Genomic DNA, 22,767 nt, shown 5'->3' with positions numbered 1-22,767 from the left:
TTTGAAATATTTCTATTTCATAAACTATTTCTTTATTCCCATCTCAAACAAAGCAAATGATATAAGATCTGCATTTTCACTAATTACCTGATCTGTTGCTCTTCCTGCTCCGTGACCTGCATTTTTTTCAATTCTCAAAAGAATAGGGTTTTTACATGCCTGTTTTTCCTGAAGTTCAGCTCCAAACTTGAATGAGTGTGCCGGAACTACTCTGTCATCATGATCACTGGTGATAATCATTGTTGATGGATAGCAAGTTCCTGCTTTTACATTGTGTACAGGAGAATATGACTTAAGATATTCGAACATTTCTTTACTGTCTTCTGCTGTACCATAGTCATAAGACCATCCTGCTCCGGCTGTAAATTTATTATATCTCAACATATCCAAAACACCTACTCCCGGGAAGGCTACTCTTGCCAGATCCGGTCTCATCGTCATTGTAGCACCTACCAGTAATCCCCCATTCGACCTTCCTGAAAGAGCCATATATTGTTTTGAAGTATAACCTTTGCTTTGAAGATATTCCCCAGCAGCAATAAAGTCTTCAAAAACATTTTTCTTTTGTTGCTTTGTTCCGGCATCGTGCCATTTTTTACCATACTCGCCTCCACCACGGATGTTTGGAACAGCATAAATACCACCATTTTCCATCCAGATAGCATTTACTACAGAGAATGATGGCTGCAGACTGATGTTGAAACCTCCGTAAGAGTATAGAATAGTAGGGTTTTTACCGTCAAGCTTAGTTCCTTTTTTATAATTGATCATCATAGGAACTTTTGTACCGTCTTTTGAAGTATAGAATACCTGTTCTGAAACATAGTCGTCCGGATTAAACTTCACTTTAGGTTTTTGGTACACTTCAGATTTTCCTGAGTCTACATTGAATTTATAAGTGGTTCCCGGTGTAATATAATTGCTGAAAGAAAAGTAAACATCTTTCTCTTTTTCTTTTCCTCCGAATCCTGAAATATTTCCTTTACCCGGAAGTACAATTTCTCTGATCAATTTTCCAGTCTTATCAAACTGTTTTACCTGATCTATGGCATCAATCATATAGGTTGCAAAGAAATATCCACCGCCTGAAGAAATTCCTAACACATTTTCAGTTTGTGGAATTACATCCTTCCATGTTGCCGGAGCAGGATTGCTTATCGTTGTTTTTACAAGACGCATATTCGGGGCATCTTTATCGGTAAAAATGAAAAGATCATCACCTTGTGTATCTACAATGCTTGCATTGATATCAAATCCGCTCATCATTTGCACAAAGTCTCCCCCTTTTTGAAGATCTTTGATATACAGTTCATTACCATTGGTAGCATTAGCCGCAGAAATAATAAGATATCTCTGGTCTTCAGAAACTCCTGCACTTAAATATCTTCTTGGTGTTTTATCACCTCCGAAAATCAATTTGTCTTCAGACTGTTTTGTTCCTAATTTATGAAAGTATACCTTGTGTTTGTCAGTCATACCGGAAAGCACAGTTCCTTCTTTCGGTTTGTCATAGCTTGAATAATAGAATCCCTCATCTCCCTGCCAAGAAATTCCACTGAATTTTACATCCAGTAAAGTCTCATCAATCTGTTTTTTGGTAACAGCATCAATGATGATAATCTTGTTCCAGTCACTTCCTCCTTCAGAAATAGAGTAAGCAGCAAGGTTTCCTTTTTTATTGAACGAAAGATTGGAAAGGGAAGTCGTTCCTTTTTCCGAAAATTTATTAGGATCTAAAAATACTTCTGTAGCATTGGTTTTGTTGTTTGTTCTGTACAAAACAGATTGCGCCTGCAGACCATCGTTTTTATAATAATAGGTATAATCTCCCTCTTTGAAAGGAGCTGAAATTTTTTCATAATTCCAGATTTCCTTCAACTGATTTTTAATTTTATCCCTGAACGGAATTTTAGAAAGATAATTCTGGCTGTAAGCAACTTCTTCATCTACCCATTTTTTTGTAGGCTCCGAATCGTTTTCCAGATCTCTGAAAGGATCAGAAACAGCGTTTCCGAAATAGGTATCTGTCTGGCTTCCTTTTAATGCTTTAGGATAAATCATTTTCTGAGAATAAAAAGATGCTGAAAATAAAACTCCAGCAGTTAACAATATAGGTTTAAAATTCATACTGATCGGTTTTTCTCAAAAATACGCAAAGTATGTGAAATAAAAAAAGTCCCTTTGTATTGGGACTTTTTATTCTTTATAGTAGTTTTTTTAACTATTCATTGGCTCCGAAGCTTTCAAAATAGAAATCAGTAAGATTGGAAACAATCTCATCGGGACTTCCGTTCCAATAGTATATTTTATCACCTTCTTTAAGTTCGTATAAACTAAAGTTTTGATCTGTTGTTACGGTCTTATCCGCATTTTTGAAGTCCTGAGCTGCCTGAGTCAAATATTTTTTCAGATCTTCAGCTTTTACTTTATTAAGTTCTCCCTTTGGTCCGGAAGTAAGTTTTGATGGAACCAAGAAACTCACGGAATAACTGATTTCTGCAATTTTTTGTCCTTCAACGTATTCATTAGGAACTACTTTTACATTTTTAACCGTTAATTTTCCTGTTTTAAAATTCCCAAACATTGCGGTGAAATACTCTTCCGCCTCTTTTTTACAAGCTGCAGCCGTAGCTTTAGGGAAAGCAGACAGGAAATTCTCTACACTGCCGTTCATCATTTCTTTTGAAGTTTCTTTAAAATCTACCTGATAAGCATTCTGCCCTTCTACTGTTGGTTTCAAATAATCATTCAGCTTATTCAATGCAGCGTCGTCATTATTCACAAAAGTTCCGAAGAATAACTCAAATGCTTCTTTAGGTTTCTTTACTTCAGTTTGAGCCATAAGGTGTTGCCCCATCATGGTAAGCAGCAACAGCAAAATAATTTTGTAATTTTTCATAGTATATATTTTATGTTTAGTTATTTGAAAAAGCAAAGCCCCTGAAGGATCAGAGGCTTTGTTTTTATTTTTTCTAATTTTAATAATTTTCTTCTTCCCCTTTCATCTTTTCTGCATTTTCTGCCATGATTACGGCATCAATCATTTCAGAAATATCTCCATTCATGTAAGCATCCAGGTTGTACATAGACTTGTTGATTCTATGATCCGTAACTCTTCCCTGAGGGTAGTTGTATGTTTTAATTTTTGCAGAACGGTCACCGGTAGAAACCATAGATTTACGCTGTGCAGCAATATCTCCCTGTACTTTCTGCAATTCGATATCGTATAATTTTGTTCTTAGCATTTCCATCGCCAACTCACGGTTAGCTAACTGAGAACGAGCCTGTTGACATACTACAACAAGTCCCGAAGGTTTGTGGGTAAGCTGAACTTTCGTTTCAACTTTGTTTACGTTCTGACCTCCGGCACCTCCTGAACGTGAAGTCTGCATTTCAATATCAGCTGGATTCAATTCAAAATCTACTTCTTCAGCTTCCGGAAGAACAGCAATTGTGATGGCAGAAGTGTGCACTCTTCCCTGAGATTCTGTTTCAGGTACACGCTGTACACGGTGAACTCCGGATTCAAATTTCATGATTCCGTAAACGCCTTCTCCTTCCACTTTCATGATCAATTCTTTGTATCCTTTTGCTGCTTCATTAGAATCTGTTACTTCATGTCTCCATCCTTTTGTTTTGAAATACATGGTATACATTCTGTAGATATCTTCCACAAAGATCGCTGCTTCATCACCACCTGTTCCGGCACGTAATTCCACAATAACGTTTTTGTCATCGGCAGGATCTTTAGGGATCAATAATACTTTCAGTTCTTCTTCCAATCCTGGAATTTTAGCCTGAGCTTCAAGCTTTTCTTCTTTAGCAAGATCTACCAGATCTCTGTCTGAACCATCTGCAATAATTTCTTCAGATTCTGCAATACTGTCCAGTGCCCCTTTGTACTGATCATAAACTCTTACAATTTTTCCCAAATCACTATATTCTTTGTTCAAAGAAGAATATCTTTTTTGGTCTGAAATGACATCAGGCTGTATAATAAGGTCTGCAACCTCATTATATCTTTGTTTTATAGCTTCTAATTTTGGAATTAATGATTTAGACATTGTAGAAATTTTGTGGGTGCAAAGATAAGGATTATTAATTCAAAATTAAAATTACTGAGCACCATAAATTTTTGAGCATTAGGGATAAAGGAAGCAAAACTGTAAAAGGGTGAATTTATAAATTGTCTATTACCCTTTCTATGCTATTAATACTTGTTTTGATGTTGCCCGGAAAGTCTTCTGTCAACTAAATATAAAATAATTCCCACGGCTATAATTCCTACTCCAATAAGGCTTTCTTTAGGGTTATGAATAAATGTAAAATAGAGAATATAGATACTGAATAATAGAAAAAAAGCCGGAAAAATATGGAAAGCATTCGACTTAAAAATTTTCCTGTCTTTTTTCTTAAGGAAGAAGACGGTAGAAATCGCCAGGCTTGCAAAAAGTTGTAAAATAAAAGCTGTGTATACAAAAATCTCTTTAAAACTTCCTGTGAGAATAATAACTGCGGCAATGACTGCATGGGCAAAAATAGCTCTTACAGGAATGCCTTTTGTATTGCCCGTTGATAATGGTTTCCAAATGTAGGTATGTTTTGCAAAAGCCTGGGTCAACCTCGAACCAACCCATAAATATCCGCTAATTGTTGCAATCAGCTGCAGGGCAATAAAAATATTGACGATCTTTCCGAAAGCAGGTCCCAACATATTGACTGCCGCTTCTCCCATCACGTCTTCTTTTCCTGCCAGCTGGCTCACAGGAGCGTGTTTCAGCATAATATAATTCACCAGAATATAACTTACCGTCACAAAAACAGTCCCAATAATCAAAGATTTTGGAAGGTTTTTCTGAACATCTTTTATTTCTCCTGCGATATAAGAAGCGGAGTTCCAGCCTGTGTAGGAATAGGTGACAAATACCAGAGACGTAGCAAATGCCGGAAGCATGATTTCATTTTTCCAGCTGTCACTGAAGTTTAAACTATTACCAATCTGTGGTGAATCTGAAAGTCCGACTCCCAAAATAACCAATACAATAATAAAAGCTATTTTAATAAATGTAAAAAAGTTATGAAATCTGCTGGATGTTTTTAAACTGAATGATAATGAAACTGCAACAAGAAAAATGGCTGCAATCGCAAAACCGTTTCCAAAGGTATAATCAAATACGGAAAGATATTTTGACATGGCCAATGCTGCCAGTGCCACAGGAGAGGAAAATCCAATAATCAGAGAGACCCAGCTAATCAGATATCCGAACAGCGGATGATAGGTTTCTTTAAGATAGATAAAATCGCCTCCGTTTCCTTTGAAATGTGAACCTAATTCTGCGTAACAAAAAGCACCGAACAAAGCGAGAATTCCTCCGATGGCCCATAACAGGAATATACTGTAGGTATTGGTAATATCAGATAATTGAAAACCGAGGGTAGTAAAAATCCCGGTTCCTATCATATTGGAAACAACAATGGCAGCGGCTGTTTTCCAGCCAATCTGATGTGAGGTAGTACTCATTTAATGATTAAAAGTTAAAATTAAGCCTTCCGAAGAAATAATTCCCCAGTGTTCCCATCTGAACCGGTGCATATTTGAATACTCCATAATATGAATTTTCATAAATCTGGCGGTCCGGGAAGACATCAAATACATTATTGGCACCTACCGTAAAATTGATGCTTTTTGTGATATCATATCCCACACTGATGTCAGTAACCACCTTTGGAGAGAACTCCTGCACCCCTCCAAACGGATAACCATCTCTTATTACTTTGCCAAAATAGGTATTTCTTACGAGAAAATTGAATTTCCCGATTCCATAATTTAATCCTAATGAGGCTTTTGTTTTTGGAGACAGGGTTTCAATAATGTTGATCTGATCAGGACCGAAAAACTGATCCTGAGGAGTTTCTAAATTTTCCGGAAAATGGAAATCTGTAATTTTTGTTTCTGTGTAATTTCCGGCAAGGTTCATATTTAATTTTCCATTCCCAAGAATCCAGTCATAAGAAACCACTACATCTACTCCTTTTGTCTCTGTATCAATAGCATTGGCGAAGAATCTTCCGCTTTCTACCTTAAACTGGTCTAACCTTGAGTCTGTAATATTGCTGGTAATCACAATTCTGTCTTTCACTTTAATCCAGTATCCATCTATAGCGATCGTCAAATTGTTTAAAGGTTTCAGCGTAAATCCAGCACTCGCGTTGATAGAAGTTTCCTGTTTGAGTTTATCAAATCCAAGAATTCTGGCGGCTTCGCTATCATTACTGAATATTCCTTTGGTAACAATCTTTGAGCCGGAAGTAGAAATATCCGCATATGAATTATTGAAATACTGCTGCTGAAGCGAAGGCGCTCTAAACCCTGTTCCAACCGCTGCTCTTACTGCATAATTTTTCACGAATTCATATCGTATGGCCAGCTTTCCGTTCAAGGTATTCCCAAAATCTGAATAATTTTCAAATCTGGCAGCGGCATCAATATTTAATTTTTTATCTAAATCATACGAAACATCAGCATACACCGCAGTGGAATGTCTGTCTTTCTTCAATGCATTGTTGGGAGAAAAACCGATAAAGGATTGAGATCCTCCTGCGCCAAGTACTGTGGATCCTTCAGTGGCAACGTTTCCATTGATATCATATTGGGTATAAGATGCTTCATCGCCGGCTTTGATCTCATATTGTTCAAATCTGAATTCTCCACCGAATGCGATATTGAAACGGTTTATATTTTTGGAAATATCAAGATTCACAGTATTCTGAAGGAAACTATGAGCGCCTGCGTAAAAACGGGTTGGTGATTTTGACCCGAGAGAAGCATTGTTGGTATTGCTCACATTATAATTGAAGGTATTGCTCCCGAAGGTATTGCTTAAGTCAAATAGCCAGTTATTAACATTATATTTAGCCCCTACAGCATAAGAAACATCATATACCTGAGATCCAAGAACTGCCTGAAATCCGTTTGGATAAATGGACGCAACTACATTGGATGTTTCGCTAGGAAGTCTTCTGAAACCAAATCCTTTTCCTTCTTTGATACTGAAACCTCCGAAAGAATATACTTTAAAATTATCATTAAAAGGATATTCTGCATTGAAAAACAACTGTCCCTGTCTGATCTGGGCATCTCCGATCTGAAAATTGAAATCATCACGGGTCAATCCTCGTTCCTTTATCTTCTCATCATCCGCCGCTCTTGCTGCAGCGGGATCATCAGCAAATGCATACGCAAAATTATTCCCGAAAATATCGAGGTCATGGTTTTGAGTTCTTGTGGTTTTGCCCCTGTGGCTTAACTGCAGGGAAAGGTTGATATACCCGTCTTTTTTTCCTAATGAAGTTCCATAATTGACTCCCGCCTGATAAGTATCCCCATCATTTCTTCCGGTCAATCCGTAAGTAAGACTTGCTGAAGCACCTGGATTTTTTTTAAGAATAATATTGATTACTCCTGCAATGGCATCAGAACCGTATTGTGCTGCTGCACCATCCCTTAAAACTTCTATTCTATCAATAGCAATCACAGGAATTGTGCTCAGGTCTGTTCCTACAGAGCCATTTCCCACTGTATTCTGATAGTTGACCAAAGAGGTTGTATGTCTTCTTTTTCCATTCAGCAATACAAGAACCTGATCTGGTCCCATTCCTCTTAAGGTTACGGGGTCAATATGTTCGGTTCCATCAGAAGCTGACTGTCTCACTGCATTAAACGATGGGATCACATAGTTCAGAAGATCCTGAGCTGTCATTTGCGGAGAACTTCTTTGGATTTTGTCAATACTGATAACATCTACAGGAACCGGTGTTTCCAGTTTTGTTCTTTTGACATTACGGTTTCCAACGATGATAATATCTTCTATTTGCTTTCCTTTTTCCTCATTCTCCTGAGCAGCAACCCAAATTGCTCCAAGCAATAATACAGCTGTACTTAATTTTTTCATTTTTGTTCTTGCCAATTAAATAATAACGGTCTGGCGGATATTTCCGCAGCGATTACAAGACTTCAAGAAATGGAATTCATATAAGAATATTGACTTCACTTATCTCCCCCTCAGGGTTGGAATTAGCACCTTTACACTTCTCGAATTGTGCAGGTTGCTAAGGTTTCTTTGGGCCAAATCCCTCCACCTTTCTTGATAAATCTACTGCAAAAGTAGACTAATTTTCTTAATATACAAAAAAGGCAAATCTGCAATACTGCAAATCTGCCTTTTCGTTTATTTAACAATCATCTTTTGAATGGCGGTTCCTGTTTCCGATTTCAGCTGTATCAGATAAGTTCCTGCCGGATAATTGACTTTCACTTCATAAGTTCCGTTTTCTTTATTTAGCTTGAATGAATCCAGTTTCTTACCGGTCATATCAAAAATCAAAATTTCTCCGTTTTTCGCTTTACTGAAAACTAATTTTGCAGTTCCGTTTTGTATCGGATTCTCAGCAATCTGAAGGGATAATTTATTTACAGCGTTTGTATCAATTGCCGACAAGGCACCAGCATAATTCCCGAAGATTCTGAATTCTCCCGGCTGTAAATTGATTGGGGCTGTTGTGGAAGCTACATTCGAAATAGTATCATCCATTAGGTTTTGCCATTGCCCTGTGTAAGGAAAGAAAGGAACAACGTTTTGTGCTGATGTGGTGTAATTGGCCAGTACTACCACATTTTTTATTCCGGTTGTAATAGCCGGATCATAGAGATAAATTCTCGTGATCAATCCATCCGGATCATTAGTCAGATTATTGGATTCTATACTGTATGTTTTAGTTTTAAAAATCTGATGAGTATTTCTGATCGTGATTATTTTAGCCCACGTGTCATATATTGATTTTCTGTTTACATTGGTATCGTATCCCAGAGTAAATGCAACAGGTTTTTCATCGGTTCTGCACCCATTATTGATGGTACCGTCAGCACATCTGTTGATACTGAACTCATAGCCTAATTCCCCAAACTGCCAGATCATTTTCGGACCAGGAATGGTAAAGAAAGTTGCTCCGAAAGTTTTCATTCTTTCAAGAGCAGTATTAAGATTTTTAACATCGTAACTTCCATTAACGGCTCCGTAAGCAAGGTTTTTAAACATAAGCCTTTCTTCATCATGACTCTCTCCATACCCTACAGCTCGCATATTGGTAAAACCATGAAGACTGTGGTTCATTCTGTCATAATTACTGTTGTCTTTATATCCCATGGTATTCTGGTTATAAGGATCAGTTTGTTTATTCCAAAGCATTACTCCTTTCCCTTCTGCTACTCTGTAATTGGCCCATTGCTGTTCTTCTGCATCCGTTCCCAGATGCTCAAAGATCATGTAAGAATTGGGATCAATGGCCCATTGTCTTTCTGCATAATGTTTCATGATATCCACTCTGTCCTGTTGATAGGCATTGGTGCATGCTTCGTCATTTTCGGAACAGCTTTGGGTAAATCCTTTTGTTAAATCCCAGCGGAATCCATCTATTCTATATTCTGTCAGCCATTGCTGAAGACATCTTTCAACGTAATATTGAGTTGAAGGGCTCGTATGATTAAAATCGTTAAACACATTATATGAATGTTTCGGAACCTGATTGAAATAAGGGTTGTTTGCCGCAACATTTCCGTAACCATCTCCATCCGGATCTATATTCCAGAGTCTTACTAAAGGTGAGCGCCCTGTAGCGTGATTAAATGCTATATCCAGAATCACAGCAATTCCGTTCTGGTGGCAGAGATCTACAAATTCTTTGAATTTTTCAGGAGTTCCATACGCTTTATCCAATGCATAATGAAACGAAGTATTGTATCCCCATGAAAGGTTTCCATCAAATTCCATGATAGGAAGTAGTTCTATAGCATTGATCTTTAAGTTCTTTAAATAAGAAATTTTATTGATTAATGACTGCCAGTCCTTTTCCTGTGTAAAATCTCTCAATAATAATTCATAGACCACCAGATCTTCTTTCGCTGGTCTTTGAAAATTGGTAACCTGCCAGTTATAAGCTGTCTGCCCTGTTTTAAACGTTGAAACTTCAAACCCTTGTCCGGCTGGGAATCCAGGCAAATTCGGATAAGTTGAAGCTGAAATCCACGGATCATCATAAGAAGATAAGATTTGTGGTGAATAAGGATCTGCTACTTTTCTCAAATCGTTTGTTCTGTATTGGAAAGTATAGAGCTGCTGAGGGGTCAATCCAATCAATTCTATCCAGTACAGATCCGGATTTGTGGTATCTTTTTTCATTAAATAGGTATCATTCACCACCCAGTTATTGAAACTTCCGATGACATGTACAAAACTTTTCCCCGGTGCATATAACGCAAGTCCTACTTTGGTAGGATCTGTAGGGTGATAATTGATTCCCTGCTTGATCCAGGCTGGAATGGCTTCAGAAACTACATTTCTCGGAACCTGTAAAATAAACGTTGCCGTTTTAGAATTAGCTCCTTCTGTAGCAACAAGTTCCATGCTGGCATCCTGAGTGACGGTATAACTGTAAGAATAGGATTGTGAGGGTGTGGCTGTAGAGTTGACAACAATTCCATTTGCTTTTAACTGAAATGTTGCGTTGGCATTGGTGGCAGCAGTAATATTGATAGAGTTTCCTGCCAGAACAGAAGTCAGGCTATTGGCTAATGGATTGGTAAGATTTAAACTTAAAGTACCCACATTTACAAAAATGTCCGGTGTAGTCTGATGAGATCCCGTTTTATCTTTTAATAAAAATCCGAACCTTCCTATTCCTGTTCTTCCGAAAAAAGAGGTTGGAGCAAAAGTGAGTGAATAGCTATCTGTAACAGCATTATAATTGAGCTTATTCAGATCATTGGAGTTATCCCAACTGCCATTGGTAGGACAATTCTGGCTGTTCTGGTAATTAGTGTCAAAAGACCATGACCAGATATAAATGCTGTTATTGGAAACTCCCCAGGCAGATTCATCAATCTGGTCTCCCGGAACCGTAAGTGTGATAGCATCTGTTTCATTGAATGGATTGGGAGAAATCGTATAACTGATCTGCCCAAAAACAAACATGGTAACAAGCACAAAAACAACGGAATAAAACTTTTTCATTTATTATTTTTTATCGAATATAGTATAAATTTTTCTTCATAACGACTATTCTCATCCCGTTTTCACCAAATATTTCAATTTTCCGGGAAAAAATAAATTTAAAAAAGACTCATGAAAATTTCATGAGCCTCCCAATAAAAGTAATTGTAATGAACTATTTTTTGAACGAAAATCTCTGTTGTTGAAATCCGATTAGTCTTTTATAATTTTTTTAGAAACGGATTGTCCATTCTTTAATTTTAAATCTACGATATATAACCCTGATGGAAGTTCAGCCATATTGATCTGATGATCTGAGAACTGTACATTAATACTTTGTCCTACTGCATTGATAACAGTTGCTTTTTCAATTGCGGAATCTGATTTAACAGTAAGAATTCCTTTTGTAGGATTTGGATATATTCCTATAACAGATTTATTCAGTTTAGTTTCTGAAGTACTTAAAGAAGATGTAGGTTTAATACATCTTACTGACGAACCCTGTCCTCTCATTGCTCCTGCTGATGAATTGGCAATAGTTGATCCGATATACAGATATTTCGCTCCTAAGCTTGATGTATCTGAACTCCAGAAATATCCTCTTTGACCAACGAAAGTAAAGTCCCCATTACTTGAGCTTCTGTATCCTCCTGCCGGTAATTTAAGATTGCTGCTGTAAGCCGTTGCCGGATTACCAATACCTTCAGCTCCTACTAAAGCAGTCCAATCTGCCTGAGAAGGCATTTTCCAGTCTGCTCCTATCGCTTTACAAGGATCTACCCCTACTGATGCATTAACATCCGCAACTGATGCACCAGTCCATGTATCTGAACCTGCAAAACCTGCCCACCATGCCGGAGATCCTGCAATATATAATCCTCCTGCAGCACCAATTCCTTCCGGAGTATTAGGTGAAGGAGCTTGTGCTGTCTGAGAATTTCTAAGCTGGTGTCCGTCATCCCATCTTCCCCATTGGAAAAGATCTCCATATGAATTGGCGTCAGCCACTGATGAAGCAACCTGTATACTTCCCAGATTCTGCTGAAGCCATATTTTTCCGTCAGCACCTCTTACCGTGGAATAAGCTACCTGCTGGCCACGATACATAAAGCTCACACAGCCTGTATCACCCACATTGGTTCCGGGGTCTGTATTGCTGCATGTTTGAGGATTTACAGTCAGAGAAATTCTTTTAACTTTTGTGGCATTATCAGAATAAGCAAGAACAAGATAATTGTGTGCTTTATCTATAGCAAGGTCATTGTATTTTGCTTCACCATCCGAAACAAAATCTCCTCCAAAAGCAACCCAGTTTTGGGAATCATCTAATTTATAAACTGTATTTCTCAGGAAATTATCAGTTTCAAAACGGCTGGCAACTACATATGGTTTCCCGGATTCTGTCACCGCTAAAGCAACGTGCTGAACTTTCCCTTCAGAAAAATTAGCATTTCCAACCTGTACCCAAGAGTTTCCGTCAAATTTTTTAACATTCACTTTTCTGCCTCCTCCTGAGTTTGAAACATAGGCTACATAAATCGTATTAGATCCATCCAAAGCAATATCAGCATTGTATTGTTCTCCTGAAGAAGAAGCATCTGCAGGAGCTCCGCCTACCAAACTCCAGTTTTGCATTGAGCTTGCGCCAGTGCTGTTTTGATACACTTTTAAGCCTCCGGAAACATTACACGTATAGATCATATTATTAGTTCCGATGACCATTTCAGCAAATTCTGCACCTCCTGAAAAGCCCGCGTTTCCTACCTGTTCCCATGTACCTCCAAAATATCTTTTTACCGTTCCGGAACCATAAGATCCATAGGTGAATATAATATTATCAGAAGAAACTGCAGAAGCCTGATAATTTACAGAACTGTCTGTAGCATTCGGAAGTTGCGACCATAAGGATCCGGTAAACAAACGAACTTCCATTCCTGACTCCGGATAACCACGTTGATTGGTATAATAAAGACTGTTTCCATTTGGACTTATTGACAGGGAATTGTAAGTTGCCGTTCCAGTTGTAACCCCCGCGCTTCCTCCTAAATATGACCAAGAATTTCCGTCAAATTTCTGAACAGAACCTCTGGCCACGGAAACATCATAATATGACAGATAATAATTTCCTGAGTTGTCAATCACTAAATTATTAAAACTGCTTCCCCCTGCTGATACATCCTGAATGCCTCCAACATTTTCCCACTGCTGCGCATACAAGCAGCTTCCGGCAATGGTCAGCAATGTTAATCCCGTTCTGATTTTCTGTATTGCAAAATGTAAATCTTTAAACATATAAAATATTATTTTTAATTATTCTAAATTTAATTTAATTTTGCGCAAAAGTACTTCACATTATTAACCTCAAGTTATCATTTTCAAACTTTTTGTTATCCTGAGAAGCACTTTTACCTTAAGTAGTTGTACCATGGCCGTAAAAATGTGTTGTATGAGGAATCAATATAAAAGTGGACTTTTGTTCAGATCCGAAGACATCAAAATCATCATGCAGGAAGATCTGAGTCCTGATCAATCCTTCAAGTCTCATATACTGGAAGGGAAGTCCAGCTTTAATCTTCTTTTTCTGCTGAGTGATGGTATTAATTTGGAAGCTCATGACTGCGGAACCCAATTTTCATTCAAGAAAAATCAATATATTCTCCATTACTCACCCAAAGAAAGTGTTGCAGAGCTATGGACGGAAAACCAGGAAATTCTGAAATTTCTTCAGATTCAGATCAATTATCAATATGTTTTCAACCTCATCAACCCGGACCTCAACCACGAGAATGCAGAAATTCTGGAAAACATGACCCATAATAATTTCATATTCCTTCATAAAGAGACACCGCCGGACATGACGGTTGAAATGCATATGATTGTAAAGGAAATTCTGGGGTACACCAAAAAGGGAATCATGCAGAAGCTATTTATAGAAGCCAAGATTATTAAGCTGCTGATTTTAATTTTTGAGCAGTTCAATGAGAAAAACATTTTGGAATCTACTCCGAAGACTCCAGAAATGATCAGGAAATTCATTGATGAAAATTACCACAGAAATATAAAAGCAGAAGAGATCGGAAAGTATATCGGCATGAATCAGAATATTATCCGAAAGGAATTCAAGGCCCAGTATCATACAACTATTGCCCATTATATCTCTGAACTCAGAATGCTGAAAGCAAAGAAACTGATCACCAACAAAGAGATTATGATCAAAGAAATTGCTATTGAATGTGGTTATGAATATCTCCAGAACTTTACACGGGCTTTTAAAAAGAAATTTGGAATGTCCCCGGAAAGCCTTAGGAATAATAAATAGAAAAACCGCCTAACGAATTAAGCGGTTTTATATATGTTGTTTTGCTTTGATATTACTTTTTCAGAATTCAGGTGAAAAAGCAATGACAATCAATTAATGATGATGTCCGTGATCGTGAAGGAAAGGTCCATTTCCTTTAGGCTCGCTATAGATAACCTCTACACCTTCCTGCTCAGTAATAAGCTTTCTTCTGATATCTTCAGGGTCGAAAGGCTTTACTTTTCCGAAATACTCTTTCAAACCTTCAGTTAGCCACATTGGGATTACTAATCCGAAGAACATAAAAATGCACCAGAATCCTACTAAGAACATAGTAATGAAGAATATAGTCCAAAGGAACTGGTAGAACGGCCAAAATGCTGATAATATCGTTATCATTCTCTTAAAGATTTTAGGCAAAAATAAAGCTTTTTTCTTTTTTACACAAAAGATCAGTGCTCTATTTTATTATTTATTTTAATTTTAAACTAATTAGTGAGCAAGATTTGCGAAGAAATCGTTGCCTTTATCATCGGAAATAATGAATGCAGGGAAGTCTTTTACTTCGATTTTTCTTACGGCTTCCATTCCTAATTCCGGGAAGTCTACTACATCTACAGACACAATATTGTCTTTGGCAAGAATAGCAGCAGGCCCTCCGATAGATCCTAGATAAAAGCCTCCGTATTTATGACAAGCATTAGTAACATCTTTACTTCTGTTTCCTTTTGCCAGCATAATCATACTTCCGCCGTGGCTTTGGAATTCATCCACATAAACGTCCATTCTACCTGCTGTAGTAGGCCCGAAGCTCCCTGAAGCCATTCCTTCCGGAGTTTTTGCTGGTCCTGCATAATAGATCGGGTGGTTTTTGAAATATTCAGGCATTGGTTTCCCGCTGTCGATAATTTCTTTGATTTTTGCGTGAGCGATATCTCTTGCTACGATTAGTGTACCGTTCAGTTTCAATCTTGTTTTGATTGGATATTTGGATAGCTCAGCAAGAATTTCCGGCATTGGTTTATTCAGGTTAATCTCAACAGCTTCTTCTAAGTGTGGAGGGGTATCAGGTAAGAATCTTTTTGGATCCTGTTCCAATTGCTCAAGGAAGATCCCTTCTTTTGTGATTTTTCCTTTGATATTTCTGTCTGCAGAACATGAAACCCCCATTCCTACCGGACAAGATGCAGCGTGTCTTGGAAGTCTGATTACTCTTACGTCATGGGTAAGGTATTTTCCTCCGAACTGAGCTCCGATGGCACTTTCCTGGCAGATTTTCTGAACTTTTGCTTCCCATTCAAGGTCTCTGAATGCCTGGCCGGCTTCATTTCCTTCTGTAGGAAGATGGTCGTAATATTTTGCTGAAGCTTTTTTCACTGCAGCAAGGTTAGCTTCTGCTGAAGTTCCTCCGATTACCAATGCTAAGTGGTAAGGCGGGCAGGCAGCTGTTCCAAGGTCTGAAATTCTTTCTTTAACGAACTCTTCAAGAGATTTTTCGTTCAATAAAGATTTCGTCTTTTGGTATAAAAATGTTTTATTAGCTGAACCTCCTCCTTTTGTTAAGAATAAGAATTCGTAGTAATCTCCTTTTTTAGCATAGATATCAATCTGTGCAGGAAGGTTAGACCCTGAATTTTTCTCATCAAACATTGTCAAAGGCACAACCTGAGAATATCTTAAGTTTCTTTTCTGATAGGTATTGAAAATTCCTTTGCTCAGGTATTCCCCATCCTCTACTCCTGTGTATACATTTTCTCCTTTCTTTCCCATTACGATAGCTGTTCCCGTATCCTGGCATGAAGGAAGAGCTCCCTCAACGGCTACTGCAGCGTTTTGCAGAAGGTTATAAGCAACGAATCTGTCATTATCTGTAGCTTCAGGATCATCAATGATTCTTCTAAGGCTTTCCAGGTGTGAAGAACGAAGCATGAAAGACACATCTGCCATAGCTTCTTCAGCTAATAATTCCAGTCCTTTCGGATCAATTGTTAAAATTTCTCTGTCACCCAGTTTTTCAACCTTTACATAATCTGATGTAAGCTTCTTATACACCGTATCATCTTTCTGAATTGGATACGGATCCTGATATCTAAAGTCCATTCAATTTTTGTTTGTGCAAAAATACGGCTCATTAAAAAAATATGAGTAAAATCAGTCATTTAAATTGATATTTATAATGATTATAAATTGGAGGTTTCTGAGTTTATAAGTACCTTTATAGAAGCTAAATAAATAAAGCCACAGCATTATTTTTTCATCAAAGTTGAATAATGTTTAAAATTTTTATGGCTTTAAAATCAACAGATCATACAAATTTCAACCACTATGAATTACAGAATAGAAAAAGACACCATGGGAGAAGTGCAGGTACCTACAGATAAGCTTTGGGGTGCACAAACCGAACGTTCCAGAAACAATTTCAAAATAGGGCCTGAGGGTTCAATGCCGCATGAAATCATTGAAGCTTTTGCCTATCTGAAAAAGGCTGCAGCTTATACCAATACTGAGCTGGGCGTACTTCCTGCAGAAAAAAGAGATATGATTGCCAAGGTATGTGATGAAATTCTGGAAGGAAAACTTAACGACCAGTTTCCTTTGGTGATCTGGCAGACGGGGTCCGGAACACAGTCGAACATGAATGTCAATGAAGTAATTTCAAACAGAGCTCATGTTAATAATGGAGGAACATTGGGTGAAAAATCTGAAATCCACCCGAATGACGATGTCAACAAATCCCAGTCATCCAATGATACCTACCCTACGGCAATGCACATCGCTGCCTATACAAAAGTTGTGGAAGTAACAATTCCGGCTGTGGAAAAACTAAAAAATACATTGGCTGAGAAATCAAAAGCCTTCAAAGATGTTGTAAAAATCGGCAGAACCCACCTGATGGATGCCACTCCGCTTACTCTTGGACAGGAATTTTCCGGGTATGTGGCTCAGCTGGAATTCGGATTGAGAGCTTTAAAAAATACTTTACCTCACCTTTCTGAGCTTGCATTAGGAGGTACTGCTGTAGGTACAGGATTAAATACACCTAACGGTTATGATGTAAAAGTAGCTGAATATATTGCCCAATTTACCAATCATCCTTTTGTTACTGCAGAAAATAAATTTGAAGCTCTTGCTGCCCATGATGCTATTGTTGAAAGCCATGGTGCTTTGAAGCAGCTTGCTGTTTCTTTATATAAAATTGCTCAGGATGTGAGACTTCTGGCGTCTGGACCTCGTTCAGGAATTGGAGAGATTCATATTCCTGAAAATGAACCAGGATCATCTATTATGCCGGGGAAAGTAAATCCTACTCAGAATGAAGCCTTAACAATGGTTTGTGCTCAGGTTTTAGGAAATGATACGACAATTTCATTTGCAGGAACTCAAGGGAATTATGAACTGAATGTTTTCAAACCTGTAATGGCTTACAATTTCCTTCAGTCTGCTCAACTGATTGCTGATGCATGTATTTCCTTCAATGATCACTGTGCGGTAGGTATCGAACCGAATCATGAGAGAATTAAAGAGCTTGTAGACAAATCTTTAATGCTTGTTACAGCTTTAAATACTCATATCGGATATGAAAATGCGGCTAAAATTGCAAAAACAGCCCATAAAAATGGTACAACTTTAAAAGAAGAAGCCATCAACCTTGGTTTACTCACTGCTGAGCAGTTTGACGAGTGGGTAAAGCCTGAAGATATGGTAGGGAGTTTAAAATAATGATTCTATAACTGATACAATGCAAAAACTCCGGGAGCTTTTTCCGGAGTTTTCGTTTTGCTGTCAAAATGTATTTAATCTAATCCGATGGCCAACCCAAATATCAGCGCTTTATCATTTTTGAAGTAACTGTCTTTAAAGAAATTACTGAAATCTTTTTTAACAAACAGACTGAAACTGTTATATGAGAATGTAATCTGTGCCCCATATACAAAAGGATTCACCTGATAATTTCCACGGTCTCTGGTTTCACCATCAATTCCTTTTACAATATTGTTGGTAGACATTTTTACCCCGCCATATACATTGGCTCCAATTTTAAATCCTGTATAATAACTTCTGTACTGGATATCCATTCCGGCATTTTTAAGCTTGGAGAAATTATACTGTACCCCAAGAGGAACCATAATATACCCGGTTCTCAGCTTACTTTTCTCAAGGTTTTCGCTGTACTGAGCCAGAGCAACCCCCTGATTTGCATTTCTTATAAACATCATATTATTATCCGCTCTTACTGTTCTCCAAGAGAATCCTAACCCTGAAGTAATTGCCCAAGGGCTTGTTCTGCTAAGCTGGTAATTCAGTTTCAGACCAAATTCCAGATTATTGGCATATCCTATGTTTTTATCCAGTTCATTATCGGGAGAGCTATTTGTCAATGTCATAATTCCGTAAGAGAAATATCCTGTAAAGCTTCTGCTGGGACGGAATTTTTTCAACAGTTTCTCTTTAAGCTCTTCTTTAGAGGTAACATCTGTATTCAGAAGGGAATATCTTACCTGTTTCTGAATAACGTCATCCAGATCAAACCCAAGCGCCTCAATTCTTTTATCCATTTTCTCAGAATAGCGATCTGCAATCTGAGCTTTTTCTCTGTCAAAATCTGCTTTATCAAGGTTTCTTGCCTGCAAAACTACCAGTTCTTCTTCCATCAGTTTCTTTTCTTCCTGAATAATGGTATTGATTTTTGTGGCATATTCTTCCACTTTCTCTTTTACAATAGGACTTACCTCAGTATCTTTTTTAGAAGACAGGTTAATATTCAAAGCCTTTTGTGCATGGAATGATGCTGAAATAGAGCATAGCAGTCCCATTACGATTAATTTCTTGATCATATTATTAATTTTTAATTTTTTACGGACAAATTATCTGGCATTTAAATCAATAGTGGTAGCCACATTACTTCCATCCTTTGTTTTTTCGATAACATCTTTATGTTCTACTGAAAAAAGGAGTGTAGAAGGATCTACATATTTTTTCTTTTTAACCGGAGTTTTTAAAGAATCAGCTTTTGCCAGAAGTTTTGGATTAGAAATCTGAGGAATTTCTATTTTTTTTACTGCAGTTTCTCTGGGAATAAGTTTACTCTGATCTATTACTACTGCGGAAATCATTTCTTCTTTATCTTGGGAAGGTATCTTCTTTACTTCCTTTTTATCATTATTCTGAGCAGCCAGAGCTGTATTATCTTGAGCCTCATTTTTTATAATTTGACCTGCCTTATTTTCTTCTGTTTTCTTTACTATTTCAGGTTGAATTTCTGAAGGTTGATTGAGAAAAAACAGAACGGTTCCTAAACTCAATGTCAAGATCAGACAGGCAGCCACTAAAACCCAGTTCATTTGTGATTTGGGACGGTTATTGTTGCTGTTTTGAACCTCTATTTCAGACCACAGATCACGGGATGGAGCAATCTCTCTTTCTTCGATCTGTTTTTTGATCTGACATTCAATATTATCCTTAGACGTTTTCATTTTTTACTTTTTTTTGTTGTTGAAAGTAAATCTTTCTTAATTTTTCTTTTGCTCTGAACAGCTGTGTTTTACTGACAGCCATTGAAATCTGCAAAGTATCAGCAATTTCCTGATGAGAATATCCTTCCAGGACATAGAGGTTAAAAACCATCCTATAGGCATCGGGAAGCTGATCCAAAAGGTCCTGTGCATTAAAGTCACAATCAATCTCCGGTTCGTGAATGTCTTCATGAAAAGATTGGTTGATCTCATCCAGATAGAATACCGTTTTATGGCTTTTGATAAAATTCAGGCATTCGTTAACGACAATTCTTCTTGCCCAGCTATCCAGGTTCGACTCTCCTCTGAAGCTTTCTATGTGCTTAAAAATTTTACAGAATGCTTTAATGAGACAATCTTCCGCCTGGTACAAATCGCTCACATAGCTTTTGCTTACACTAAGGAATCTCTTGACATTCTGTTCATAGAAAATCTTCTGTGCAGCCGGATCCTGTTTCTTCAGGAGGCTCAACAAATCATTCTTTTTATTTCCGAACAAAAGTTTCATGCTTATGCTGTTTCTATATTAAAGACAATGAAAACAAAAAAAGGTTACAACTTTTTTAAAAAAATTTCCTGTTTAATACAATGAGTTGATTTTTTTTATTCAGAGTTACAAATTCTATCATCTTTTTTATTCAAAAAAACAGAAGAGCGGTTCTATATAAAAAACTGAAATACAATTTTTTAAACACAAGTAACTTATATTTATTTTTTCCTATATTAGGGATATAATTAACTCAAAACTAAACCCATGAAAAATTTAAAAAAATTAGACAGAGAAAATTTAAAAGCTGTATTAGGAGGAGACTTTACGTGTCTTGGTAATCTTTACTTAGTAGAAGCTAACGGTTATTATGCCTGCTGTACAAAACCTAATGTAGATCCGTGCAATACGTCTGCAATGTGTCTGACTCCTGTTGGTATGTGTGACTCTGGTATTCCAGCTTAACAATATTAAAGCAATACCATGAAGCATTTAAAAAAATTAAAAAGAGAGAATCTGAAAACAATTAAGGGAGGAAATACACCATTTTGCGATATGTATCTGGTACAATTCAACGGATATTATGCATGCTGCAGTGTACCTACAACCAATCCCTGTGAACTGAAAAAAAGAGAGTGTCTGGTGGAAAACGGAATGTGTGATTCATACAATCCGGGAAATCCGGTATAATTTCTGTAAAAGTAATTGATAAAAGGCTGCCTTACTTATGAGACAGCCTTTTTTATTGTTTTATCCAGAGAATTCATCAAGCATATTTCTGGTAGGAACAAAAAAAAGTGTTCCGGTAACTGATGTGCTGAAATCTAAAATTCTGTCATAATTTCCTGGAGGATCACCTATAAACATATGGGTCAACATCTTTTTTGTTGTTGTAAATGTACTTGAGTAGGCAATAAAATAGGTTCCGAATTCATTAGTAGAAGGATTTCCAAAAGGCATATTATCTCTGACAATTTTCAATTCTTCTCCATTTTCTCCTTCGATATTGGCTAAAGCAATGTGTGAGTTGGAAGGTTTTACATCATCAGACATTTCAATATCGTTTTCTTTTGATCTCCCGATGACCTTCTCCTGATCCTCTGTTGACAAACCTTTCCATGCATCCATATTATGCAGGTATTTCTGAACGAAAAGGTAACTTCCACCTTTATACTGAAGATCCTCATCTCCGATCTTTGCAAAATAATCACGGTCGTCTCCATGCGGATTTTCTGTTCCGTCTACAAATCCAAGAATAGAACGTGCATCCCAATATTTAAAGCCATGAATTTCCAGAATACTTTCCGCCGCAGAACTTAATAGTTTGGATATTTCCACAGCCATATCGAAAATCAGGCTTTTATTGTCTGCTCTTAAGTGGAAATGAAGGTCTCCGGGAGTAGAAACCGCGGTATGCTTCATCCCCTTTATTTCTTCAAAATTGATTAATTCTTTTGGCAGTGGTGTCGGAAGCTCCAGTTTTCTCCATGCTTCTGCACCAATTCCCATTACACAGCTTGCTCTACTGTCCGGGAAACGGTTAAACACTGAATTATTAAGATTTAAAACCAATGCGCATAGTTCCTGAAAAATATCTTTAAGCTCTGGGCTGTCATGAAGTTTCCAGACCATGAAAATAGTATTGCTGTTTGGATAATCTGTTACATTCTGTGACTCTATCGTATTCATACCTCTATTTTTGTGGTATTAAATATCCGAAACAGAAACCTGATCTGCAAAATATTGTTCCAAATCTTTCAATGTTTCCGGGTTGGTCTGAATATCTTTTACCAAAAGACCTTTATTCACCACCACAATTCTGTTACATACTTCTGTGGTATGGGAAAGATCATGACTGGAAATAAGAAAAGTAACGCCATCCTGTTTTGATAATTCTTTGATCAGGTTTTTCAGCTTGATCTGTGTAGAAGGATCCAGGTTGGCAAAAGGCTCATCAAGGATAATAATTTCAGGATTTCCAATAATAGCCCCTACAATTCCTACCTTTTTCTGATTTCCTTTTGAAAGGTCTCTGACGTATTTCCCGGATTTAAGGATTTCCCCATTGAAAAAATCATGAAAAGGCTTCAGAAATTCGTCTACTGATGCTTTGTTCTGCCCTCTCAACTCTCCAATGAAGTAAAAATATTCCTCAGGAGTAAGATAACCGATAAGAAATGTATCATCTACAAAGGCAGAAACTTTATTTTTCCATGCTTCAGATTCATCGACTTTAATTCCATCAATGCTTACAAATCCTGTAGTAGCCTGAATTAAATCCAGCATCAGGCTGAAAAGGGTTGTTTTTCCTGCTCCGTTATTTCCCACGAGACCAAATGTTTCCCCGTTTGAAATTTCAAGATGTTCAATATTAAGAACTGTTGATGTTCCGTATGTTTTAGATAAATTTTGTATGTTGATCAT

18 protein-coding genes and 1 riboswitch are annotated in these 22,767 nt (G+C 37.3%); of the genes, 4 read left to right on the top strand and 14 right to left on the bottom strand.

Going from position 1 to position 22,767, the window contains the following annotated elements; genetic code table 11:
- Window positions 1-24: 24 nt before the first annotated feature.
- From SFA27_RS01060 to SFA27_RS01030, 7 genes are all read right to left on the bottom strand, one after another.
- On the bottom strand, window positions 25-2,127 hold the full coding sequence (locus SFA27_RS01060) for a prolyl oligopeptidase family serine peptidase (RefSeq protein ID WP_407295573.1): 2,103 nt from the start codon (window positions 2,125-2,127) through the stop codon (window positions 25-27).
- Between the two features lie 94 nt (window positions 2,128-2,221).
- Window positions 2,222-2,899 carry a hypothetical protein gene (locus tag SFA27_RS01055; RefSeq protein ID WP_407295570.1) on the bottom strand — a complete coding sequence of 226 codons (678 nt, stop codon included), beginning with the start codon at window positions 2,897-2,899 and terminating at the stop codon, window positions 2,222-2,224.
- A 79-nt stretch (window positions 2,900-2,978) separates the two neighbouring features.
- A complete protein-coding gene (gene prfA / locus SFA27_RS01050) occupies window positions 2,979-4,064 on the bottom strand; it encodes a peptide chain release factor 1 (RefSeq protein WP_047377286.1) in 1,086 nt (361 codons plus the stop codon).
- 146 nt (window positions 4,065-4,210) lie between these two features.
- A complete protein-coding gene (locus tag SFA27_RS01045; RefSeq protein WP_407295567.1) occupies window positions 4,211-5,521 on the bottom strand; it encodes an APC family permease in 1,311 nt (436 codons plus the stop codon).
- Between the two features lie 7 nt (window positions 5,522-5,528).
- On the bottom strand, window positions 5,529-7,952 hold the full coding sequence (locus SFA27_RS01040) for a TonB-dependent receptor plug domain-containing protein (RefSeq protein WP_407295564.1): 2,424 nt from the start codon (window positions 7,950-7,952) through the stop codon (window positions 5,529-5,531).
- Window positions 7,953-8,048: 96 nt separating this feature from the next.
- Window positions 8,049-8,154: riboswitch (SAM riboswitch) on the bottom strand.
- 74 nt (window positions 8,155-8,228) lie between these two features.
- Entirely contained in the window at window positions 8,229-11,066 is a 2,838-nt protein-coding gene (locus SFA27_RS01035) for an alpha-amylase family glycosyl hydrolase (protein WP_407295562.1), read from the bottom strand.
- 192 nt (window positions 11,067-11,258) lie between these two features.
- Window positions 11,259-13,337, bottom strand: coding sequence for a T9SS type A sorting domain-containing protein (locus SFA27_RS01030; RefSeq protein ID WP_407295559.1), 2,079 nt, complete (start codon window positions 13,335-13,337; stop codon window positions 11,259-11,261).
- Window positions 13,338-13,491: 154 nt separating this feature from the next.
- On the opposite strand from SFA27_RS01030, the gene SFA27_RS01025 reads away from it, so the two are divergent.
- A complete protein-coding gene (locus tag SFA27_RS01025) occupies window positions 13,492-14,364 on the top strand; it encodes a helix-turn-helix transcriptional regulator (protein ID WP_407295556.1) in 873 nt (290 codons plus the stop codon).
- 93 nt (window positions 14,365-14,457) lie between these two features.
- On the opposite strand, the gene SFA27_RS01020 is transcribed toward SFA27_RS01025, so the two are convergent.
- Together SFA27_RS01020 and SFA27_RS01015 are read right to left on the bottom strand one after the other, a co-directional pair.
- The gene (locus SFA27_RS01020; RefSeq protein WP_185097834.1) at window positions 14,458-14,742 is read right to left on the bottom strand and encodes a hypothetical protein; all 285 of its coding nucleotides are present in this window, start codon (window positions 14,740-14,742) and stop codon (window positions 14,458-14,460) included.
- A gap of 93 nt (window positions 14,743-14,835) precedes the next feature.
- A complete protein-coding gene (locus SFA27_RS01015; protein ID WP_047377280.1) occupies window positions 14,836-16,443 on the bottom strand; it encodes a fumarate hydratase in 1,608 nt (535 codons plus the stop codon).
- A gap of 225 nt (window positions 16,444-16,668) precedes the next feature.
- Here SFA27_RS01015 and fumC point away from each other — a divergent pair, with 225 nt between their 5' ends.
- Window positions 16,669-18,063 carry a class II fumarate hydratase gene (gene fumC, locus SFA27_RS01010; protein ID WP_407295553.1) on the top strand — a complete coding sequence of 465 codons (1,395 nt, stop codon included), beginning with the start codon at window positions 16,669-16,671 and terminating at the stop codon, window positions 18,061-18,063.
- Window positions 18,064-18,137: 74 nt separating this feature from the next.
- Here the strand turns inward: fumC and SFA27_RS01005 are convergent, their stop codons facing one another.
- From SFA27_RS01005 to SFA27_RS00995, 3 genes are read right to left on the bottom strand one after another with little or no spacing between them, the layout of a single operon-like run.
- Window positions 18,138-19,178, bottom strand: a complete 1,041-nt coding sequence (locus tag SFA27_RS01005; protein ID WP_047377278.1) for a porin family protein — start codon at window positions 19,176-19,178, stop codon at window positions 18,138-18,140.
- Window positions 19,179-19,208: 30 nt separating this feature from the next.
- Window positions 19,209-19,817, bottom strand: coding sequence for a hypothetical protein (locus SFA27_RS01000; protein WP_407295549.1), 609 nt, complete (start codon window positions 19,815-19,817; stop codon window positions 19,209-19,211).
- Window positions 19,804-20,364 carry an RNA polymerase sigma factor gene (locus SFA27_RS00995; RefSeq protein WP_047377276.1) on the bottom strand — a complete coding sequence of 187 codons (561 nt, stop codon included), beginning with the start codon at window positions 20,362-20,364 and terminating at the stop codon, window positions 19,804-19,806. Before SFA27_RS00995 ends, SFA27_RS01000 begins: the two co-directional genes overlap by 14 nt.
- 246 nt (window positions 20,365-20,610) lie before the next feature.
- Here SFA27_RS00995 and SFA27_RS00990 point away from each other — a divergent pair, with 246 nt between their 5' ends.
- Window positions 20,611-20,808 (top strand): bacteriocin-like protein, encoded by a 198-nt coding sequence (locus SFA27_RS00990; protein ID WP_047377275.1) that lies wholly within the window; start codon window positions 20,611-20,613, stop codon window positions 20,806-20,808.
- A gap of 18 nt (window positions 20,809-20,826) precedes the next feature.
- Window positions 20,827-21,033 carry a bacteriocin-like protein gene (locus SFA27_RS00985; RefSeq protein WP_047377274.1) on the top strand — a complete coding sequence of 69 codons (207 nt, stop codon included), beginning with the start codon at window positions 20,827-20,829 and terminating at the stop codon, window positions 21,031-21,033.
- Between the two features lie 60 nt (window positions 21,034-21,093).
- On the opposite strand, the gene SFA27_RS00980 is transcribed toward SFA27_RS00985, so the two are convergent.
- The gene (locus SFA27_RS00980) at window positions 21,094-22,032 is read right to left on the bottom strand and encodes a Dyp-type peroxidase (RefSeq protein WP_407295545.1); all 939 of its coding nucleotides are present in this window, start codon (window positions 22,030-22,032) and stop codon (window positions 21,094-21,096) included.
- 18 nt (window positions 22,033-22,050) lie between these two features.
- Window positions 22,051-22,767, bottom strand: a complete 717-nt coding sequence (locus SFA27_RS00975; protein WP_407295543.1) for an ABC transporter ATP-binding protein — start codon at window positions 22,765-22,767, stop codon at window positions 22,051-22,053.

The sequence above is a fragment of the Chryseobacterium sp. HR92 genome, from assembly GCF_045689405.1.
Taxonomy (GTDB): domain Bacteria; phylum Bacteroidota; class Bacteroidia; order Flavobacteriales; family Weeksellaceae; genus Chryseobacterium; species Chryseobacterium viscerum_A.
This window is presented reverse-complemented; position numbering and strand designations above follow the sequence as displayed.

What these genes read in the sequence shown, in the direction of transcription:
- prfA (WP_047377286.1), bottom strand. Translation starts at nt 4,064, where the DNA reads ATGTCTAAATCATTAATTCCAAAATTAGAAGCTATAAAACAAAGATAT.
- SFA27_RS01055 (WP_407295570.1), bottom strand. Translation starts at nt 2,899, where the DNA reads ATGAAAAATTACAAAATTATTTTGCTGTTGCTGCTTACCATGATGGGG.
- SFA27_RS00995 (WP_047377276.1), bottom strand. Translation starts at nt 20,364, where the DNA reads ATGAAACTTTTGTTCGGAAATAAAAAGAATGATTTGTTGAGCCTCCTG.
- SFA27_RS01005 (WP_047377278.1), bottom strand. Translation starts at nt 19,178, where the DNA reads ATGATCAAGAAATTAATCGTAATGGGACTGCTATGCTCTATTTCAGCA.
- SFA27_RS01025 (WP_407295556.1), top strand. Translation starts at nt 13,492, where the DNA reads ATGAGGAATCAATATAAAAGTGGACTTTTGTTCAGATCCGAAGACATC.
- SFA27_RS01020 (WP_185097834.1), bottom strand. Translation starts at nt 14,742, where the DNA reads ATGATAACGATATTATCAGCATTTTGGCCGTTCTACCAGTTCCTTTGG.
- SFA27_RS01040 (WP_407295564.1), bottom strand. Translation starts at nt 7,952, where the DNA reads ATGAAAAAATTAAGTACAGCTGTATTATTGCTTGGAGCAATTTGGGTT.
- SFA27_RS00990 (WP_047377275.1), top strand. Translation starts at nt 20,611, where the DNA reads ATGAAAAATTTAAAAAAATTAGACAGAGAAAATTTAAAAGCTGTATTA.
- fumC (WP_407295553.1), top strand. Translation starts at nt 16,669, where the DNA reads ATGAATTACAGAATAGAAAAAGACACCATGGGAGAAGTGCAGGTACCT.
- SFA27_RS00980 (WP_407295545.1), bottom strand. Translation starts at nt 22,032, where the DNA reads ATGAATACGATAGAGTCACAGAATGTAACAGATTATCCAAACAGCAAT.
- SFA27_RS00975 (WP_407295543.1), bottom strand. Translation starts at nt 22,767, where the DNA reads ATGATCAACATACAAAATTTATCTAAAACATACGGAACATCAACAGTT.
- SFA27_RS01030 (WP_407295559.1), bottom strand. Translation starts at nt 13,337, where the DNA reads ATGTTTAAAGATTTACATTTTGCAATACAGAAAATCAGAACGGGATTA.
- SFA27_RS01045 (WP_407295567.1), bottom strand. Translation starts at nt 5,521, where the DNA reads ATGAGTACTACCTCACATCAGATTGGCTGGAAAACAGCCGCTGCCATT.
- SFA27_RS00985 (WP_047377274.1), top strand. Translation starts at nt 20,827, where the DNA reads ATGAAGCATTTAAAAAAATTAAAAAGAGAGAATCTGAAAACAATTAAG.
- SFA27_RS01000 (WP_407295549.1), bottom strand. Translation starts at nt 19,817, where the DNA reads ATGAAAACGTCTAAGGATAATATTGAATGTCAGATCAAAAAACAGATC.
- SFA27_RS01060 (WP_407295573.1), bottom strand. Translation starts at nt 2,127, where the DNA reads ATGAATTTTAAACCTATATTGTTAACTGCTGGAGTTTTATTTTCAGCA.
- SFA27_RS01035 (WP_407295562.1), bottom strand. Translation starts at nt 11,066, where the DNA reads ATGAAAAAGTTTTATTCCGTTGTTTTTGTGCTTGTTACCATGTTTGTT.
- SFA27_RS01015 (WP_047377280.1), bottom strand. Translation starts at nt 16,443, where the DNA reads ATGGACTTTAGATATCAGGATCCGTATCCAATTCAGAAAGATGATACG.